Annotated in this window: 20 protein-coding genes and 1 pseudogene; 14 read left to right on the top strand and 7 right to left on the bottom strand. The window is 35.7% G+C overall.

Annotated features, from left to right (window positions below; all coding sequences use genetic code 11):
• Positions 1–89 precede the first annotated feature (89 nt).
• Positions 90–701, bottom strand: coding sequence for a nitroreductase (locus A379_RS07235; RefSeq protein WP_040727165.1), 612 nt, complete (start codon positions 699–701; stop codon positions 90–92).
• A 341-nt stretch (positions 702–1,042) separates the two neighbouring features.
• Here A379_RS07235 and A379_RS07230 point away from each other — a divergent pair, with 341 nt between their 5' ends.
• The 8 genes from A379_RS07230 to A379_RS07195 all read left to right on the top strand — a co-directional run bounded on the left by A379_RS07230 (position 1,043) and on the right by A379_RS07195 (position 8,852).
• Complete coding sequence (locus A379_RS07230; protein ID WP_040727164.1) at positions 1,043–1,969, top strand: hydrogen peroxide-inducible genes activator; 927 nt, start codon at positions 1,043–1,045, stop codon at positions 1,967–1,969.
• A gap of 73 nt (positions 1,970–2,042) precedes the next feature.
• Complete coding sequence (locus A379_RS07225) at positions 2,043–2,804, top strand: VacJ family lipoprotein (RefSeq protein ID WP_040728863.1); 762 nt, start codon at positions 2,043–2,045, stop codon at positions 2,802–2,804.
• A gap of 139 nt (positions 2,805–2,943) precedes the next feature.
• A complete protein-coding gene (locus A379_RS07220; RefSeq protein ID WP_040727163.1) occupies positions 2,944–5,787 on the top strand; it encodes a monovalent cation/H+ antiporter subunit A in 2,844 nt (947 codons plus the stop codon).
• Positions 5,787–6,185, top strand: coding sequence for a Na+/H+ antiporter subunit C (locus A379_RS07215; protein ID WP_040727161.1), 399 nt, complete (start codon positions 5,787–5,789; stop codon positions 6,183–6,185). Before A379_RS07220 ends, A379_RS07215 begins: the two co-directional genes overlap by 1 nt.
• Entirely contained in the window at positions 6,185–7,753 is a 1,569-nt protein-coding gene (locus A379_RS07210; RefSeq protein WP_051145077.1) for a monovalent cation/H+ antiporter subunit D, read from the top strand. Before A379_RS07215 ends, A379_RS07210 begins: the two co-directional genes overlap by 1 nt.
• On the top strand, positions 7,750–8,241 hold the full coding sequence (locus A379_RS07205; RefSeq protein ID WP_040727160.1) for a Na+/H+ antiporter subunit E: 492 nt from the start codon (positions 7,750–7,752) through the stop codon (positions 8,239–8,241). Before A379_RS07210 ends, A379_RS07205 begins: the two co-directional genes overlap by 4 nt.
• Entirely contained in the window at positions 8,235–8,504 is a 270-nt protein-coding gene (locus A379_RS07200; protein WP_040727159.1) for a K+/H+ antiporter subunit F, read from the top strand. Before A379_RS07205 ends, A379_RS07200 begins: the two co-directional genes overlap by 7 nt.
• A gap of 9 nt (positions 8,505–8,513) precedes the next feature.
• Entirely contained in the window at positions 8,514–8,852 is a 339-nt protein-coding gene (locus A379_RS07195; RefSeq protein ID WP_040727156.1) for a Na+/H+ antiporter subunit G, read from the top strand.
• Positions 8,853–8,946: 94 nt separating this feature from the next.
• Here the strand turns inward: A379_RS07195 and A379_RS07190 are convergent, their stop codons facing one another.
• On the bottom strand, positions 8,947–10,467 hold the full coding sequence (locus tag A379_RS07190; RefSeq protein ID WP_040727155.1) for a 7TM domain-containing protein: 1,521 nt from the start codon (positions 10,465–10,467) through the stop codon (positions 8,947–8,949).
• Between A379_RS07190 and A379_RS07185 the strand changes: the two genes are divergently transcribed.
• The gene (locus tag A379_RS07185) at positions 10,466–10,945 is read left to right on the top strand and encodes a RimK/LysX family protein (protein ID WP_040727152.1); all 480 of its coding nucleotides are present in this window, start codon (positions 10,466–10,468) and stop codon (positions 10,943–10,945) included. The two genes, A379_RS07190 and A379_RS07185, sit on opposite strands and share 2 nt — an antisense overlap.
• A 278-nt stretch (positions 10,946–11,223) precedes the next feature.
• Here the strand turns inward: A379_RS07185 and A379_RS07180 are convergent.
• Positions 11,224–11,598 (bottom strand): annotated as a pseudogene (locus tag A379_RS07180) (chemotaxis response regulator CheY); the annotation flags it as partial.
• Positions 11,599–11,847: 249 nt separating this feature from the next.
• Positions 11,848–12,048 carry a hypothetical protein gene (locus tag A379_RS07175; protein WP_040727149.1) on the bottom strand — a complete coding sequence of 67 codons (201 nt, stop codon included), beginning with the start codon at positions 12,046–12,048 and terminating at the stop codon, positions 11,848–11,850.
• A gap of 150 nt (positions 12,049–12,198) precedes the next feature.
• On the opposite strand from A379_RS07175, the gene A379_RS07170 reads away from it, so the two are divergent.
• The gene (locus A379_RS07170) at positions 12,199–12,483 is read left to right on the top strand and encodes a hypothetical protein (RefSeq protein ID WP_040727146.1); all 285 of its coding nucleotides are present in this window, start codon (positions 12,199–12,201) and stop codon (positions 12,481–12,483) included.
• A gap of 17 nt (positions 12,484–12,500) precedes the next feature.
• On the opposite strand, the gene A379_RS07165 is transcribed toward A379_RS07170, so the two are convergent.
• Positions 12,501–12,965, bottom strand: a complete 465-nt coding sequence (locus A379_RS07165) for an Lrp/AsnC family transcriptional regulator (protein WP_040727145.1) — start codon at positions 12,963–12,965, stop codon at positions 12,501–12,503.
• A gap of 160 nt (positions 12,966–13,125) precedes the next feature.
• On the opposite strand from A379_RS07165, the gene A379_RS07160 reads away from it, so the two are divergent.
• Complete coding sequence (locus A379_RS07160; protein ID WP_040727144.1) at positions 13,126–14,793, top strand: 2-isopropylmalate synthase; 1,668 nt, start codon at positions 13,126–13,128, stop codon at positions 14,791–14,793.
• Between the two features lie 154 nt (positions 14,794–14,947).
• Positions 14,948–15,550: a flavin reductase family protein gene (locus tag A379_RS07155; RefSeq protein WP_040727142.1), complete on the top strand. Its 603-nt coding sequence runs from the start codon at positions 14,948–14,950 to the stop codon at positions 15,548–15,550.
• Between the two features lie 86 nt (positions 15,551–15,636).
• Here the strand turns inward: A379_RS07155 and A379_RS07150 are convergent, their stop codons facing one another.
• Positions 15,637–16,224 carry a rhodanese-like domain-containing protein gene (locus tag A379_RS07150; RefSeq protein WP_040727140.1) on the bottom strand — a complete coding sequence of 196 codons (588 nt, stop codon included), beginning with the start codon at positions 16,222–16,224 and terminating at the stop codon, positions 15,637–15,639.
• Positions 16,225–16,446: 222 nt separating this feature from the next.
• Between A379_RS07150 and A379_RS07145 the strand changes: the two genes are divergently transcribed.
• Positions 16,447–18,246: a Na/Pi cotransporter family protein gene (locus A379_RS07145; RefSeq protein ID WP_040727138.1), complete on the top strand. Its 1,800-nt coding sequence runs from the start codon at positions 16,447–16,449 to the stop codon at positions 18,244–18,246.
• Between the two features lie 181 nt (positions 18,247–18,427).
• On the opposite strand, the gene A379_RS07140 is transcribed toward A379_RS07145, so the two are convergent.
• On the bottom strand, positions 18,428–18,769 hold the full coding sequence (locus A379_RS07140) for a helix-turn-helix transcriptional regulator (RefSeq protein WP_051145076.1): 342 nt from the start codon (positions 18,767–18,769) through the stop codon (positions 18,428–18,430).
• Positions 18,770–19,089: 320 nt separating this feature from the next.
• Between A379_RS07140 and A379_RS07135 the strand changes: the two genes are divergently transcribed.
• Complete coding sequence (locus A379_RS07135; protein WP_198525658.1) at positions 19,090–20,088, top strand: permease; 999 nt, start codon at positions 19,090–19,092, stop codon at positions 20,086–20,088.
• Positions 20,089–20,116 lie beyond the last annotated feature (28 nt).

Raw genomic sequence — 20,116 nt, 5'->3', positions numbered from 1 at the left:
GTAAATTAGAGGATTACTCAATAAATTACAAGTTGGCTAAGCTATTAAACTGTTATTTTTAAGTTACCAGGCCTGGTAACTTACTAAATTCAATCTAAATAAACAGTGACTTCTTCTAGGGTTTTGCGTTTAGGTAATGAATTTGAGAAGCATTGTTCGTCAATACTTCCTATATATAAAGCACCAATAATTTCAATATCATTACGTTGTAACTCTAGCTCTCTATAGGTTCTACTATCAGAGATAATGGGGCCTGTACTCCACTGAACGCCCATACTTTGTTGCCAAGCCATTAATTGAAAATTTTGTATCGCACAGGCACAAGCCGCATAGTCTTCTTTTTGAGTGGTTTCACATTGAGATAAAGCTTGACCAACTAATACCACTTTGGGTATTTCCATAAATTTAGCAAACGCTTTTTCATAAAAACGCTCATAACAACACGCTTCTAATAACGCTTTTTTATTTGCTCTATTATCCGCATAAATATGCGCTAATTTCATTTTAGCTTCATCACCTATCACCCAAAACCGCCATGGTTGAGTCAGTTTATGGTTAGGTGCCCAAAGCGCAGCTTGTAAACAAATATTCAACTTTATATCATCAACAGGCGCAATGTCTTTATCCAAAAATTGGTAACATGTTCTTCTTGATTGAATTAACTCATAAAGAGATTCTGTTTCAATATTGGTCGATTTCATTGCTGTTCTTGTCCTAAAATTTAGTTTTACATTACCCCTTAAAAAATCAAATAAGCCCTTGGGATAACTTATGTATTTTTGTGGATAACTATAGCAAAAATTCAAAACCTAAATTTTATCCACATTTCACGCACACTTACACACATACTTTATCAGAAACTCTACACACACCTTAACCACAATCTAACTATTTGATAAAATGATCAAATCAATACTTATCTACAACTTTCTTGTTGCTAATAAGAACTATAAGAAGTTATATATAAAGAAAATATATACTTTACTTACGCAACCACTTATCCAATAAACACACATAATCTAACTCAATAAAAGGCCATTAGATGACTTTAAATGAACTCAAATACATTGTGGCTGTTGCTAAAGAAAAACATTTTAGAAAAGCCTCAGAAACCTGTTTTGTGAGTCAACCTACTTTAAGTGTCGCTATTAAAAAATTAGAAGATGAACTGGGCGTTATTTTATTTGAACGACGTAAGCAAGATGTTTTGATTACTTCAGTAGGGAAAAAAATTATTACCATTGCTGAAGAAATTTTAGAACGCAGTAAAGACATTAAACAAATTTCAAAAGAAGCTCAGGGCGATTTAAGCAGTGAATTAAAAATTGGTGCAATCTATACCATTGCTCCGTACTTACTTCCTAAACTGATACCCAGTTTTCATAAATTAGCCCCTAACATCCCGCTAATCATTGAAGAGAACTATACCCATGCTTTAGCAGATAAATTACAATCTGGCGAATTAGATGTTGTTATTTTATCACTACCCTTTGATGAACCTAATATTGAAACCTATCCTCTCTATGAAGAAACATTTAGCGCCATCATTCCTAAAGAACACCCTTTAGCCAAAGGTAATAAACCCATAAAGCTACAAGAAATTGAAGATGAAACCGTTTTATTATTGGGCTCTGGACACTGTTTTAGAGATCAAGTTGTTGAAGCTTTTCCAAACTTAATGCATTTAAACTACCAAAGTGACCGTTTACAAAAAACATTTGAAGGCAGTTCATTAGAAACCATTCGTTATATGGTTTCTTCTGGAGTAGGTATCTCTATCTTTCCATGTACATCGCTCTCAGAACGTGATGAAGAGCTTTTTACCATAAAACCATTAGCTAACCCCGTTCCCAAGAGAACGGTTGCCCTTGCATGGCGTAAGACGTTTTCACGAATGCAAGTTTTAGAATTATTTAAACAAGCAATTGCAGATATTAAAATACCTTGTACACTGTCTGAAAATAAGTAATTAACTTTAGAGAGTTTTGTGTAACTCAATAGTACGGATTACAACAAAGAGCTCCAAAAATAAAATGATTGATATGAAAAAAACTTTAATTACGGTTCTATTAAGTGGAATCGTGTTTAGCGTCAATAGTTACGCTAATACTTCAGAAGCTAAAAATGAAACGCTTGTTAAAGCTAGTCCAATGAGTAGTACAGACCCCTATGAAAACTTTAACAGGGTTATGTTTGATTTTAATATGGGCTTTAATGATACCGTTGGTAAACCTGTTGCTAATGCTTATAACGGGGTATTACCACAACCTGTTAGAACTGGAATCAGTAATGTTTTTGATAATTTAAAAACACCGTTATCCGCCATTAACTGTTTTTTACAAGGTAAAGCAGAAGATGGGCTATCTGAGATTATGCGTTTTACAATCAATACCACTTTTGGTTTATTTGGTTTATTGGATGTCGCTGAACCAGCAGGTCTTCAAGCAAAAAGAGAAGATTTAGGCCAAACTTTATACCATTGGGGTGTTTGGAATGAAAGCAATTATTTAGTTCTTCCCATTGTTGGTTCATATACCACTAGAGAGTTGGTGGGTGGTATGGCTGATAATGTTTATGATCCTACCTATAACCAATTTTTAGATGTCGATGATACAGGCAGAGTGCTAATATTAATGGGGGATAAATTTGTGGCTTACACCAAAGTCGTTAAATTATTAGAAGATATGAAAACACAGCCAGATCCTTATGTATTTAGCCGTGAAAGTTATTTACAGTATCGTACAAATCTTATTTATGATGGCAAAGCCCCTGTAGCAAATTTAGATGATTTTAATTTTGATTAAAACGTTGTTTCCTGTGAAAAAAAGATAGTCTAATAATAAATCATTGGTTTATCTATTAGACTGAATAACATTGACTAAAAATCAGTTTCTAGTATCCTTTACGCTCTATAAATTTCATTTATGACAGGCTGATTTTCTTATGAACCTTTTGGCATTCAATCTTCCGATTGTAGTGTTACTACCCTTTTTTGGCGCCATTTTAGTAGCCTATTCAGCAAAATTTAACCGTTTAGCTGCGGCTTATACCAGTGGCTTAGTTACTCTATTAAGTTTAGCCTTTTTAATCCCTTCCATTTCTCAGGTTTTTGCTGGAGAAACATTAATACAAAGCTGGTCTTGGTTAGAAGGTATCGGCCTGTTTTTTGCCTTCCGTTTAGATGGTTTATCCCTGTTATTTGCACTGATGATTTTGATTATTGGTCTTTTAGTCATTATCTATGCCCGTTATTACCTTGCTCAAAAAGATTCAATGGGGCGTTTTTACGCTTATTTGATGATGTTTATGGGTTCAATGTTAGGTATTGTGCTCTCTGAAAATGTTCTGCAATTAGTGATTTTCTGGGAACTAACTTCAATCACTTCATTCTTATTGATTAGTTATTGGCAACATCGTCGAGATGCCCGTGAAGGTGCCAGAATGGCCTTAGCTATTACAGGCGCTGGAGGTTTAGCGTTACTGGGTGGGGTTTTATTACTAGGTCATATTGTAGGTAGTTATCAATTAAGTGATATTTTGCTTCAGGGTGAATTAATTCGTAATCACAACTTGTATGAAGTCACTTTAATTTTGATTTTATTGGGGGTATTTACAAAGTCTGCCCAATTTCCATTTCATTTTTGGCTACCTCACGCCATGGCTGCGCCTACCCCTGTTTCGGCCTATTTGCATTCGGCCACAATGGTTAAAGCAGGTATCTTTTTATTAGCACGATTCTTCCCTGTACTTTCTGGAACAGATATTTGGATGTATTTAGTGGGTGGCGCTGGCATGATTACTTTGCTTATTGGTGCTTACACCGCTTTATTTAAGCATGATTTAAAAGGATTATTAGCTTATTCAACTATCAGTCATTTAGGATTAATAACCCTATTATTTGGATTTGGAACGCAATTAGCGGCAGTAGCCGCCATATTCCATATTATTAATCACGCTACCTTTAAAGCTTCGCTGTTTATGGTGGCTGGAATAATCGATCACGAAACAGGTTCTCGTGATATGCGTAAAATAAATGGTTTAATCAAATATATGCCTCACACAGCCGCCTTGGCCATCATTGCTTCTTTTGCTATGGCAGGGGTTCCTTTATTAAATGGTTTTTTAAGTAAAGAGATGTTCTTTGCTGAAGCCGTCAGTGCTTCACAAGCCTCTATATATGCCTGGGCAATACCTGTATTAGTGACTATTGCAGGTATTTTATCGGTCGCCTATTCATTGCGTTTTATTCATGATGTTTTTTTTAATGGCGAACCCGTTGGTTTACCAAAAACACCACATGAACCGCCTCGATTTATGAAAATACCAGTAGATTTATTGGTTATTACTTGTTTAGCGGTTGGAATTTTACCGATGTATACCGTTGCGCCTATTTTAGATGTAGCGGTAACAGGAACTTTACAAACAACACCTCCACAATACAGTTTAGCGATTTGGCATGGCTTAAATTTGCCAATTATGATGAGTGTCATCGCTTTGGTTGTCGGTGGATTAATTTACTTTAATAGAAAAGTATTAATAGAAAATTATGAACGTCATGAACATATTAATGCTAAAGCCTATTTTATGACGTTAATGGATAAACTAACTCGTTTTAGCATTAAAGTGAGTCGCAGTTTTGACAAAGGGTCATTACAAAACTCAGCGGCATGGATTATTTTTGCTTCCATTATTATTTCTAGCTTTGGTTTCTTGAGTTTTAATAGCGCATTATTGGGTGATAGAGCGTTAATGGAGATTGATCCTGTCAGTGTGGTAGCGACTTTAATGCTTATTTTGGCCAGTATTATGACAGCGATTTGGCACAGAAAACGTATTGTAAGTTTGGTGGTCATTGGGGTTGTTGGACTGGTTGTTTCATTAGCATTTATTAAATTTTCAGCACCAGATTTAGCTTTAACGCAAATTTCAGTAGAAGTCGTCACCATTATTCTATTATTACTCGCCCTATATTTTTTACCGCAAAAAACACCTAAAGAAATAGGTCAAAGCCGTTTATGGCGAGATGCTGGATTAGCCGTACTTTCAGGGGTGGGGGTTACGCTCTTTACCATGATGGTATTGAGTCGAGAGTTTGAACCTATCTCCTATTATTTCTTAAATAACAGTGTGCCAGGTGGTGGTGGAACGAATGTGGTAAATGTTATTTTGGTTGATTTCCGTGGTTTTGATACCTTAGGTGAAATTGTGGTTTTAGCTTTAGCAGGCCTGGGTATTTACGCTATGTTGCAAGGCTTAACACTGCCTGCGCCAGATAATGATATTGATGGCAGAGTCTGGAGTAAAGACACCCATCCCGTTATTTTACAAACCTTTACCCGTTTAATGATGCCTCTCATGATATTGGTAGCGGTATATATATTCTTACGTGGTCATAACCTTCCAGGAGGCGGTTTTATTGCTGGTTTAATAGCATCTGTAGCATTAATTGTGATGTATCTATCTAACGGTATTGAATGGACTCAAAAACGTCTACCCATAGATATGCATTTAGTGATTGGTTTTGGTCTATTAATCGCCACGGCCACTGGTTTAGTTGCAATGGGATATGGCTACCCATTCTTAACCTCTGCTTTTAGCCATATTCATTGGCCAGTAGTCGGTGAATTTGAACTGGCCAGTGCCATTGCCTTTGATTTAGGTGTTTTCTTGGTGGTTGTAGGGGCAACGGTCATGAGTTTAGTGCAGTTAGGTAAACTCAGTACACTTTCTCATAAACAACAACATGCCTATCATGCTCAAACTCAAATTGAAGAGGGTAATCAATAATGGAATGGTTAATATCGATTGCAATAGGTGTAATGACCACAGCAGGTGTGTTTTTAACACTGCGCGCTAGAACTTTTCCAGTGGTATTAGGCTTAACATTATTGGCTTATGCTGTGAATGTTTTCTTATTTGCAATGGGGCGTTTAAATAGTGGATTACCAGCAGTAATCAATGATGTGCAAACACAATATGCAGACCCTTTACCGCAAGCTTTAGTCTTAACAGCTATTGTTATTGCTTTTGGGATGACGGCTTTTTTGATTGTATTAGCTTTAAAAGCCCGTTCAGAGTTAGGAAATGATCATGTTGATGGTATTCATCTTGCGAAAGATGAAAAGTCACTAGAACAAATCTTACCGCCAAAGAAAGCAACTAAATCGGCAGGGGGAGAGCTGTAATGTTACTAGAAACCTTTATGCCTGTAGTGTTGCCATTAATTAGCGGTATTGTAGTGCTTCTTGCTAGAACCTGGGGAATTGGCCTACAGCGTATTATTAGTTTATTAGCGGTTTTAGCACTTATTCTCGTTAATTTAAATGCTATACAGGCCGCTGTTCAACTGCCACCACAAGTTTATGCATTAGGTAATTGGATGGCACCGTTTGGTATTGTAATGGTGTTAGATGAGCTCTCTGCAACCTTAGTGTTATTGACTTCGGTATTAGCCTTAGCGGCCTTGTGGTATGCGGTACGCCAAAAAGTGGATGAGAAAGGTGCACATTTTCATGTGTTATTTCATATTCAGCTATTTGGTTTGAATGGCGCATTTATGACTGGAGATGTGTTTAACCTCTTTGTATTCTTTGAAGTATTATTATTGGCTTCTTATGGATTATTATTGCATGGAGGGGGGCGTCTAAAAACCCGTGCTGGGCTTCATTATGTGGCATTAAACTTAGTAGGTTCAACCCTATTTTTATTTGCTGTAGGGGCGTTATATGGCATTTTAGGTACTCTTAATTTGGCCGATATGGCGGTTAAAATCACACAATTATCGCCAGAAGATCAAGGTGTGGTTTCGGCCGCTGGTCTTATGTTATTGGTGGTTTTTGGTATAAAAGCCGCTATGTTCCCACTCTATTTATGGCTTCCGCAAGCCTATTCAAATACTTCAGCACCGATTGCCGCTTTGTTTGCGATTATGACCAAAGTGGGTTTATATGCCATTATTCGTATTCATGGTACTTTATTTGGCGAGCAAGCAGGTGCTTTGGCCTTTATTCATATCCCTTGGGTTTTATGGTTGGGTTTAGTGACACTGTTATTAGCTGCTTTAGGGGTTATGGCTTCACGAAATTTACGTGAACAAGTGGCTTATTTAGTGTTAGCTTCAGTGGCTACTTTGCTTATTGGGGTTGGAATAAACAGCATTGAAGCGATGTCAGCGACCATTTTTTATCTATTTCACTCTACTTTAATCGCTGGAGCGATGTTTCTTCTTGCCGATTGGATTCGTCAAGGTCGTGGTGAAGCTAAAGATCAATTTATTCGTGCTCAAGCTATGCCTAAATCCATATTAGTGGGTAGTATCTTTATATTTGGTGCTGTCGCTATGACAGGCCTGCCACCTTTATCTGGATTTATTGGTAAGTTATTGATTTTATCTTCGGCGTTAACACATCCTGATTTTTTCTGGATTTTAGCCGTTGTGTTAATTTCTGGATTATTAATGATTATTGCCATGGCACGTTCAGGATCGTTACTATTTTATAATGTTTTACCTGAAGAAGAATGTCATACCGTAGATGGTAAAGAAGTTTGTAAAACACCCAAAACCATGGAGTTAAAAGGTGCCGCTTCAGTTATAGGTTTGTTTTCGGTTGCCGTTATTTTAGTGGTTTTTGCCAAACCGTTTCATGAGTTTACCGATTCAGTTGCTAAGCAAATATTTGATAGTAATTTGTATCAACAACAGGTTTTGGAAGTAAATACCATTGCTAACCCACTTAAGGAGTTAGTCGAATGAAAAAGATTTTACCTCATCCAATTTTAAGCTTGGTTTTATGGTTAGTATGGCTACTGCTCAATAATACTGTGGCGCCAGGGCATATATTATTAGGTGCTATTTTGGCATTTTTTATTCCATTGTTAACGTCTGGATTTTGGCCAGAAAAAGTCTGTATTCGTTATCCATTTACTCTGTTTAAGTTTGTTTTGACTGTGCTTTGGGACATTATGATAGCGAATGTAATTGTCGCAAAATTGATTTTAGGCAATAAAGATAAATTACAGCCTACCTTTTTGCATATTCCTCTCGACATAGAACAGCCTCTAGCCATTAGTTTATTAGCTAATACTATTTCATTAACGCCAGGAACGGTCTCTTGTGACCTCAGTGAAGACAAAAAAACCTTGTTAGTGCATGGTCTACATGAAGAAGACCCAGAAGCGACCATAAACGAAATTAAACAGCGCTATGAACAGCCATTAAAAAAGGTGTTTGAATCATGTTAGAAATTAGCTTACAAATGGGTTTCGTTTTAATCTCACTAGCCTTAATTCTAAGCTTTTATCGATTAATTGTAGGTCCAAGTCAACCTGATCGAATCTTAGCGTTAGATACGCTTTATATTAATAGTATTGCGATGTTGGTCTTATCAGGCATCTACTTTGATAGTACAGCTTATTTTGAAGCGGCATTGTTGATTGCGGTTATGGGCTTTGTAGGCACAGTAGCCCTCAGCAAATATTTGCTGCGTGGCGATATAATGGAATAAGGAAATAATATGAGCGAATGGACGGAATATTTATTGGGCTTGTTAATAATTATTGGTGCAGTATTTACATTAGTTGGTTCAATAGGGCTTTATAAACTACCTGATTTTTATATGCGATTACATGGGCCTACTAAAGCCAGTACTTTGGGGGTAGGAGCCATTCTTATCGCCTCAGTGATTTATTTTAGTATGAAACAAGATGCTTTAAGTTTGCATGAAATTTTAGTCACGTTGTTTTTATTTATTACAGCGCCAATTGGTGCTCATTTAATGGCAAAAGCAGCGATTCATATTCATACAAACCAGTTAGCTAAAACGAAAAAATATCACTTTAAAAAAGAGCCTTAAATATCAAAGGTTAGTCACTTGAATAAAGTTATTTATTTGTAAGAGTTCTTGAGTAAAAGCGGTTAATTTAATTTTTAACCGCTTTTTTTGTATCTTAATTTTCCTTCGTTTCTGAATCCTTTTTTATATCCATTTCAACAGGGGGTTTATTGTCTTCAGTACTATGTGGTCTACAAAGTAATATAGCCAATGCAATCGTAATTAAGTGCAGTTCTGGATGTTTTAATAATTGTTCTCCAATAATCGAAAACTGCAAAATTAAAACCACTAATAAAGAGAGAATCAAAGTATTGAACATTTTTAGGTTAGATGGATATTGACCGTGTTTTTTTAAATTAACAAAGTATTTATCAATTAATAAAGCTAATACAACAACGGGTAATAAAGCATCGGTTGGATTATTTAACCAATCCATCATATCTGAAAAAGTAATAATCAAAATGAGCACTAATATTAAAAAGGTTAGGGTAACGGTATGCTCAACAATTTTATTTTTATTATTGACTAATTTTCGAATATAAATAGTGGGTAGAAAGACCAAACCCATAATAGCTAAACTCAGTAATAAATCATTAAAAGCTAAGGCCATACCGAGTAAAGCAGGGGTTAAATTCCCATAAGTTTCAATATGAAACAGTGTTTTCAAATAGGCGATAATTAAAACCGCAAAAGGTAAGGTAAGTAATACTTTAAGGACATTTTGCATGTCCAAACTTAATAATTCTAGATTATAGAGTTTCTCAATATCAAAAGCGTTAGCTGGCTCAACTTGAACCTCGTTAAATTCAATCGTTTCTTTTAAATGGTGACTATGAGTCAGTTTAGAATATTCCAATAAGTTTTTAGTTAAAGGAAAAAGCTTATAGGTGTTATCAGACCAAATATCAATCGTTTGCCAAAATTGACCGTTATAGATTTCTAACCAGCTACGTCTATAACTATTACCTAAATGATCTATCGCAATACCACAAACATTACGAGTAGGTACCTGATAGGTTCTTAATGCAATAAAGAGATTATTTTGTTTTTGTATCCAGGTATTACATGGCTTATCAACTAATTTAGAATAAATGGGTGCTTTTCCCCAGTATTGAAAGTAAAGTTGTAAATAAGTGTCTATTGGAAATGTTTCTGATGGATTGATATTAAATTGATTTTTTTGTAAAAAGTTTAAAAATTTAGACATGTTTTTACGTTGAGAATCATCAATTTGAGTGTATCTATCTCTATCCTCATCAGTAATAGAAAAAGATAATTTAGAAGTCTTTAAATGGGAAAAATAGTATTCAAAAGAAATTGAACCAGGTTTATCATCAATCGAAACAAGGGTTACTCCTCGGTCAATACCCTCTTTATAGTTACGTTTTATAATACGCCAGCCGTTATAATTTAAAGTCTGAGAAACCACTCTATTTTCTTTTGTTGAGTAAGGTAAAGGAAGGCGGATTTCAGTATTCGGTTTAACCTTATTATTAAACTCATAATGCATTACCAATTTACTTTGTAGATGCATTGAGGGTTTAGAAATGGGTATCCAAAAGGTTTTTGCCAAGAAAATAATAATGGCCAAGCCTATTAAACCTAAGACAACTTTTATATTAGTAAGGTGCAACATGAAATTATTGGCTATCCTATTATTGAATCTAAGCTTATTGAGTTATGCGCCTATATTGCAGGCACAAACGATTGTTGGTTGGCTTGAAGATATTACCTTAATAATCAACGATAAAAAGATCACTCTGCCTGCAAAGATTGATAGTGGTGCTGATCATTCTTCTCTTCATGCAAAAGAGATTATCTATTATAAAAAAGATGAACAAACGTGGATTAAATTTACCACAGACAAAGAATTTGTTATAGAAACTCTTTTTTATAAAGAGACGCAAATCAAAACAAAAAAAGCAGGAGTTCAATTAAGGCCAGTGGTGTTATTGGAGGTTTGTATCGCTGGAATAAAAAGAAAAATAGAAGTGAATTTGGTAAACAGAAGTCATTTTTCTAAGCCACTTTTAATAGGAAGATCCGCTCTGGATGGGGTTTTAATTGATCCAACTAAAACACATTTAATACAAAATACAGATTGTGAGCGTTAACTTTTTTAACCTGTGAGGCTTCTTTATACATACTTAAAATAAAAAAACACAGGCGCTTTTTAAAAGAGCCTGTGTTTTTTTGAAAAAAGAATGCATTAAGTGTTCGTTTTAATTTAACCAGAGTATTGGTCACGCTTTAATTTTTCTAAATAGGCTTTGCGTTTCTCTGGTGGTAGAGAAGCTAACATTTGTTGTAATTTTGCTTTTTGCTGAGCGGCAAAATCTTGAGAAGCTTGAGAAGGGGCTGCTATTTTAGCGCCACGTTTTTCTAGGCTTTTACGCTCTGCAATTTTATCAATTTTTTCTTTAAGAATCGCTGCTGTAAAGGGTTTAACAATATAACCATCTACCCCAGCTTGTGCCGCCTCTAATATCTGACTGCGTTTTTGTTCAGCCGTAATCAGCATAAAAGGCATATCTTTAAAATTTTCATCTGCACGGACTTTTTTTAGTAAATCAATTCCTGTCATTTCAGGCATATTCCAGTCACTAACAATAAAGTCATATTTGCCTGTTTGAATCATTGGCCAAGCTTTTGAACCATCGTTAGCATCATCAATATTGGTGAAGCCAAGTTCTTTTAACAGGTTGGTTACGATTCTAATCATAGTAGAAAAGTCATCTACTACCAGAATATTAATATTTTTATCGATTGCCATAATATTAGCCAGCTTCTTAATTTAATTTGTTCATTATAAATTTACTAAATTCTATATCAATAAAAACTTAGCTAGATTTATACCAAATCTATAAAAAAACTAAATTATTAGAACAATTTATCTTTTTTATACGTTTTATTATGTATTAATTAGTTGAATGGCGTTTGTTGAGAAGTTTTAAGAGGAGGGGCATGTAGAAAAACGCCCTCTATTTAGAAGAGGGCATTAAAAGGGGCAATAGAATTATGCCGCTTTTTTGACTGCTTTTTTAGCAGCAACTTTTACTTTTTTCTTACTAGAGAGACCTTTTTTTAGAACCTTTGATGTTGCTTTTTTAATGACGCTTTTAGCATTTTTTTTCTTAATATCTTTTTTAGCTACTGCCTTCATAGTTGCTTTAGTAGCTGCTTTTTTTACTAACTTTTTCTTAAGTGCTTTTGCCATCTTTAAATCCTTTATTTTATGTATAAACATATTTATTACATACTAATAGTAATAAATTATAGATAATACTAACTTTTATGTGATTTAAATACAAATTAATTTTTGTGTTTATATATAATATTTGTTCATTTCATTTTTGGGTCCAATCAAATGACTTTTATTGAGTTTAAAAAGCACTTATTAGATGCTGAAATTACCTTGCCTAAGTTCAGTAAACTAATAAAAGTAAGCGAAAAAAATATTCAATCTTATAAAAAGAAGGGTGAGGTTCCTAACCCGATTGCGGTTATTGTTGTTTGCTTTGTTGAGATGAAAAAAGCGGGTTTGGATTATAAAGAAATCATTGAAAAACTTGAGTTGACCGCTAAAACCAAAAAAGGGGTTGGTTTTGCCAATAAATCAAATAAATCAGCTGATGACTCTAAGCAAAATTAACTTAATAAAGTCTATTTTTATTGAATAGGAATGGCGGTTTTATTAACCACTTTTCTTAATACAAAACTGGTATGCACACCACTTACTCCTGTTATTTGGGTTATGTGGTTAAGTAATAAATCTTGATAAGCTTCTAAATCTTTCACTAATACTTTTAGCTGATAATCTGCGGTTTGACCCGTTAACAGTAAGCATTCCAAAACATTTGGCATTGATTGCACTGCTTTCTCAAATTGTGAAAACCGTTCTTTAGTATGTTTATCCATTGATATATGCAGTAAAGCCAATAAGTCTAAACCGAGTTTTTTCGAATCCAACAAGGTTCTATAACCAATAATTACCCCCGACTCTTCTAACGCCTTAAAACGTCTTAAACAGGCAGAAGGGGATAAGCCAATTTGATCGGCAATCTCTTGATTTGTTAAACGACCGTTATTTTGTAACGCTTCTAAAATGGCTTTGTCATAGCTATCTAATTGCATATTTTCACCAATATTTAAATAATATTTTAATAATTGTATCAATATTAGAATTTAATGTTAATTATTTGATATTTTATGGAATTGTTTGCAATAAAATATACCAGGCCTGGTAATACAATAGAGCTATTAAAACGAACCTGTAAATCTGTTGAGAAAACCCATGAATCCAAAAAAATATCATCGTACTGCAACGCCAGTGTTGGCTAATCGCCAGTGGCCAAATAACTTTCTAAAAAAAGCGCCTATTTGGGTTAGTGTCGACCTACGTGATGGTAACCAAGCCTTAGCTAACCCAATGAGCGTAGAGCAAAAGTTGGCTCTTTGGAAGCAGTTAGTGGCGATGGGTTTTAAAACGATTGAAATCGGTTTTCCGTCCGCTAGTCAGTTAGAGTTTGATTTTACACGTCGTTTGATTGAAGAAGGTTTAATCCCTGATGATGTGACGGTTCAAGTTTTGGTACAGGCTCGTGAACATTTGATTGAGCGAACTTATGAATCATTAAAGGGTGTTAAACAGGCGGTAATTCATGTCTATAACACCACTTCTGTTGTGCAACGTGAAAACGTTTTTGAAAAAAGCCAAGCCGAGATTAAAGCGATGGCTGTTCAGGGTGCTAAATGGGTTCAAGAATATGCTGTTAAAGCGTCTAAGGTAAGCCCTGGTTCAAAATGGGTTTTCCAGTACTCTCCAGAGAGTTTTTCGCAAACTGAAACAGATTATGCGGTAGAAGTTTGCCAAGCGGTAATGGATGTTTGGCAACCTACACCTGATAAAAAATGTATTTTGAATTTACCAGCCACTGTTGAAAGTACCTCGCCTAACCGTTTTGCCGACCAGGTTGAGTATTTTATCAATCACCTACAAAACCGCGAATCTGTACTGATCTCGATTCATACCCATAATGACCGTGGTTGTGCTGTGGCCGCTGCAGAGTTATCGCTTTTAGCGGGTGCAGATCGTATTGAAGGTACTTTATTAGGTAATGGCGAACGTACTGGTAATATGGATATTGTCACGCTTGCAATGAATCTATTTAGTGAGGGTATTGATCCCGAATTAGATCTATCTCATCCAAATCAATGGATACCTGTGGTTGAAGAGGTCACTCAAATACAAACCCATCCTCGCCATCCTTGGGTTGGCGATGTGGTTTATACCGCTTACTCTGGTAGCCATCAAGATGCCATTCGTAAATGTTTATTAAAACAGAAGCCTGATGCTCCATGGAATGTGGCGTATTTACCCATTGACCCCAAAGATATTGGTCGTGATTATGAAGCGATTATTCGTGTAAACAGCCAGTCAGGTAAAGCGGGTTCGGCCTTTGTTTTAGCACAAGAATATGGTTTAAATTTACCAAAATGGGTGCAATTAGATTTTGCCCCTATTGCTCAAACTTTAGCCGAGAAGCAGGGTGGAGTGGTCAGCCATAAAGATTTGTATAATGCGTTTACTAAACAGTATGAATTGGAAGACAGCAGTATTCAAATCAACCATTACCAGCTTGATAGAGATGGGGATTTAGAGCACTTATCGATTGAGGTTAATGGAGAAGTTTGGCAAGGTACAGGCAATGGAACGCTGAGTGCTTTGTGTGATGCTTGGCATAAGCGCACAGGTCATTCTGTTGATGTTATGGATTATGCTGAACACGCATTACATACTTTGGACGATAGCCCTAATGGTGAACAAGGTAAAAATGCTCAGGCAATGGCTTATGTGTATTTGCAAATAGATAACCGTCGTTCAGTGGGTGTAGCTAAAGCCAAAGACACGGTTTCAGCCATGGTGATTGCCTTATTAAAAGGGCTAAATGAAAGTGCTTAGTTCCAAACTTTTGCAAAATTAAAGGCTTTTTATTCAATTAAAATTAATGCGTTAGGTTTTGCACTTTCCACAAGAAAGTTACCAGGCCTGGTAATATTTATTTCATTTATCTATGTCATAATAATTGGGTTTCTAACTTTAGAGAGCCAATTTTATGTATATAGAGACTCAAAACGCCAATCCAGTTGAACTCTATCAACTGTTAACTGGTGGGATAATACCTCGACCCATCGCTTGGATTAGCACCCAAAATGCACAAGGCCTAACTAATATAGCGCCGTACTCCTTTTTTAGTGTCGCAAGTTGCAATCCTCCTGTTTTAACGTTTACTAACGTACCATCAAGAGATGTTTTATCTAAAGATACCCTCACTAACCTTAAAGCTACTAAAGAGTGTGTGGTGCACATCGTATCAGCCTCACAAATTGATGTTATGAATGCAACTTGTGCCAATTTTTCTTCTGAACAAAGTGAAATTGATGAGCTAGCCATTGAAACCGTGGCGAGCCAAAATGTAAAACCACCCAGTGTTAAAGGAGCGCTCGTTCGTTATGAGTGTACTTTGAGGGAGACAATTACCATTTCTGAACAACCTATTGGTGGTGTATTGGTATTGTTAGATGTGGTAGCGATTTATGTAGATGATGCGATTATAAAAGAGAATATTATTCAGCCAAAGTTACTCAATTCGATAGGTAAGCTTGGTGGTAATGATTACAGCTACTCTTATGCAGATATTACATTAGCAAGGCCTTAATCTTACTTTACTGGTTTCACGTGAAACAAAAAAGGTCCACTAAACGGTTGTTTAGTGAACCTTTATAAAGAATTAAGCTGAAAAATTTATTTTTCTACGTAAGCTTTCTCTTTATTGATTTTGTAAGTCCATGGGTAACCATTTACTTTCCAACCAGCTTTTAAGCGGAAACCTTTGTGCTCACCCTCTTTGGTTTTACCACCTTCAAAACCATCCGTCATAATGTAAACGTTTTTAAAGCCGTATTGAGCTAACATTTTGGCGGCTGGTTGCGCACGAGTAGCACCAGAACGGCACATAATCACGTAGGTTGAATCTTCATCGGCATCCAAATCAGCGATTTTTTCTTCAAATTCCGATACAAAATTTGAGTTTACAACAGAACGGTAGCGTGGCTTTTTCTCATCAAATCCATCGTATTTAAAGAAAACAGAAGGAATCATAATTTGAGCCATATCGGTGTAACCGACAAACTGCCATTCTGCAGGAGTACGTACGTCAACCAAAATAACCTTAGGGTCTTTTTTCATCATTTCATAGGTTTCAGCTGCGGTAGCATATAAACCTTGTGGTGTATGACGTTTTGGGTCAGAAGGGGCTGGTGCAGCTTGAACAGAAGAGGCCAGTATTACGGATGTTAATGCGGCTGTAGAAAGCCAAGTCATTGTTTTCATATAATTAATTCCAAGTATCGTTTATGAATAAAATAAATATTTTTACTTATTTTACATAGATTAACGTTTGCTAATATTATATTTAATTATAATTTGTGATAAGTAAATATTATTACTAATTTATTTTAATTTTATCGCTGCTTATAAAGTATTAATTGTATAGATTACAAGTCGCGTTATTATGTAACGAATACTGACCAAAATATCCAACTAGGTGATGTTATGAAAGTCCGCTCGTTTTCCCTTTTACTTATTAGTTTATTTACGCTTTTTTATGGTTCTTTTGCCTACTCTCAACCCAATACTGAAGGTCAACTGGATTGGTTTACTATGTTTATGTGGTTAACGGGTGGGCTGGCTCTATTTTTATATGGCATGGAGCAGCTCATTAAAGGTTTACTTGTGGTTGCGGGTGACCAGATGAAAAATTTATTGGCGAAGCTAACCACTAATCGTGTAATGGGCGCAATTACAGGCGCTGGTGTCACGGCTGTTATTCAATCTTCATCCATTACCAGTGTATTGACTGTTGGGTTTGTTTCAGCAGGCTTAATGACGGTGGGACAAGCAACAGGAATTCTTATGGGTGCCAATCTAGGCACAACGATTACAGCCCAAGTTATTGCATTTAAGGTAACTAACTTTGCCTTATTGATGATTGCGATAGGATTCATAATTCATTTCTTTGCCAAGCTTAATAAAAAAATTGCGATTGGCAGATTAATAATGGGTTTAGGTCTCATCTTTTTTGGCATGAATGTGATGAGTGAAGGCATGTCGCCTCTAAGTAATTATCAGCCATTTCTAAATTTTATGATTGAAATGGAAAACCCACTTTATGGTATTTTGGTTGCCCTGATATTCACCGCATTAGTGCAATCTTCTTCTGCAACCATTGGTATTGTGATTGTTTTGGCTAGTAACGGGTTTTTAACATTACCTGCTGGTATTGCTTTAGCGATGGGGGCACATATTGGTACCACGGTTACCGCTATGATTGCCACAGTCGGTAAGTCTAGAGAGGCCAAAAGAACAGGTTATATGCTTGTTTTAATCAATATATTAGGTGTACTCATATTTATTCCTTTTATCCCAGATTTGGCAATGGCGATAACCGCTTTTTCCGAACCTCAAGCCGCTTCCAGTGGGAATGCTATCGCTTATTTATCAGAAAATGTTCCTAGGCAGATTGCAAATGCAAACTCACTCTTCAACTTTATTATTCTGATTTTATTTCTACCCTTTATTTCGGTATTTCTATGGATTATTCACAAAATAGTCCCAATTGTTGATGACGAAAAAAATACTGCAGAATTTAAACCAGAGTTTATTGATGATGCGCTTTTAAGTACGCCATCAATGGCTATGAATGCCGTAAAGCTTGAGTTAGAAGTTTATCAACAGAAACAGTCGTTGTTTTATAAACGCATTATTGCGTTGGTGGGCGAGCCTAATCTGGATAAACTTTCAAAAGAAGATTTAAATATTCAGCGTTTTAGAAGTTACCAACGAAAAATATTAGCTTACATAGGACGATTAGGTCAGAGTGAGCTTACCCCAGAAGAACAGGAGCAATACCTTAAGTTGCTTAATGTCTTAAATTCACTTGAAGCGATGTTGGAAAGTTTTCAAGCCAATATTTTGAACGTATTACATAATATGATTCAAAACAGTACTAAACCAAGTGAAACGATGTTGCAGCTTGTTGGTCAACTATCCAATGAGGTAGGTAAGTCGATTGATAGAGCGTTAGTGAGTATTTATAAACAAGATAAAGAGTCAGCTATGTCCGTGATAGCTATTAAACCGACTATTGATTTATTAATACAAGATGCACTCAAACATCAGATCAAAAAGTTTCAACCAACCGAACAACGTTTAACGGTTTTTCGATATGAGATGCAATTAGTTGATGGTTTTAAGCAGTTACATACCTTAGCAAAAAGAATGGCTCGATTAGAATTGGCTGAAAAATTGATTCAATCAGAAAGTGCTAACTCCGCCTCAGAAAAAGTAGATTAATCAATTTTGTTTATAAAGACAGTAAAAATTGACTCTCTTAAATGGTGTTTTATTAAACGTTCTCACTGTTCCTAATGCAATCTATAGGGTATGTATTAAAAAAGAGGATAGTGGGCTTTATTTTAAAGATTTTTAACTTAAATAAAGAGATTGTAAAAATTTTAGTTCGAAATATTAGAAGTCAGCTAATCGAACAGCTTGGGTTTTTATTATTACGTTCTTGAAGTTGAGAGGCAATTTCTGTTGTTTCCAGAAGATTCGTTTTTAGATTTTCAAGATGTATATTTTGTAGGTTTTCAGGGCATAAAGAATAATGCATCCAAATACCTTCTCGCCAAGACTTTACAATTCCCGAGTTTTTTAGATAAGCCAAATGTCTCGATACCGTGCTTTGGCTTAAACAAAGTGTGTCGACAATTTCACAAACACATAACGACTCACGCTCTAAAAGCAGAAAGATTATTTTTAAGCGAATCGGATCAGATAGAGCTTTAAATGTTTGGCTAATATTTTCAATGGTCATAAGTTACTGCTTTTATAGTGTCTGTCTTTAATCGGCTTGTCTGTTTTAGAAATTTAATTTTACTGTCAGATTTATTTCACTTGTAATTTACCATAAAGATGATAATAATATCAATATATCCGCTTATGCGGATTTATGTGTTGCTAGAGTTTGCTATAAGAGTTTTTTGTATCAACTATTATTTTTAGGATATGGTTAGCATAACCTCTGTTATTGCACTAAAACTGCAATTTTGAACGATAGCAAAGCTATTTATGGACTTGTTTATTCAAAAATAAAGTAGCGACTATTTACAATAAAAAAATATAGAGTGAATTGTAATGTTTGAAATTTTTACCGTTTTGGGAGATTGGTTCTCCTACCAGTTATTGGGGTTATCTCCTGACTCTCAACTAGGTTCAGCTGTACAGTTCTTTGTAATGGATACCACCAAGATATTCTTTCTTTTGGTTGTAGTAATCTACTTAATGGGAATGCTTAGGGCGTTTGTTTCTACTGAAAGAATTAGGCAAATTGTTGCAGGTAAACCAAAGTGGGTTGGTCGTAGCCTTGCTATTACTTTAGGTTCTGTTACCCCTTTTTGTTCTTGCTCTTCTGTACCATTGTTTATTGGTTTTGTAGAGGCACGCATTCCCTTGGGGATTACATTTGCATTCTTAATTGCTAGCCCAATGATAAATGAAGTTGCAGTGGTGTTGCTGATTTCATTATTAGGTTGGGAAGTGGCCCTAATGTATGTAGTAGCTGGTGTGTTAGTGGCTTACATTGGTTCAGTTGTTATTGAGTGGTTTAAGCCAGAACGTTGGGTAGAGTCTTACGTATGGGATATTAAAATGCGTAATACACAGCAACAAGCAGAAGCTACTGCTGACACACTTAAACAACGCCATCGTTTTGCTTGGAATGAAGTGGTGGTTATTGTTAAACGCATTTGGCATTGGGTGTTTATAGGTATTGCTGTGGGTGCTGCATTTCATGGATTTGTTCCACAAGGTTGGGTTTCTGAAAATTTAGCAGACGCGTCTAATTTATGGAGTGTACCTGCTGCTGTGTTATTGGGCATACCTCTATATTCAAATGCCACGGGGGTCATTCCGATTATTGAAGCGATGCTCTCTAAAGGGGTTCCTTTGGGTACCAGTTTGGCTTTAATGATGAGTATTGCGGCTTTATCTTTACCTGAACTTTTAATTTTAAGAAAGGTGATTCAGTGGCCAGCTTTAGCCATATTTGTGGGCGTATTGGCAGTCGCTTTTGTTTTAGTGGGTTATTTATTTAACTTTATTCAATTTAACTTACCAGGCCTGGTAAGTCTTTAATCTGACTTTAATTAGTCTTTAATTTGTT

The sequence above is a fragment of the Thiomicrorhabdus sp. Kp2 genome, assembly GCF_000478585.1.
GTDB lineage: Bacteria > Pseudomonadota > Gammaproteobacteria > Thiomicrospirales > Thiomicrospiraceae > Thiomicrorhabdus.
The sequence above is the reverse complement of the archived record's forward strand: the minus strand, read 5'-3'. Positions and strand labels throughout refer to the sequence as shown.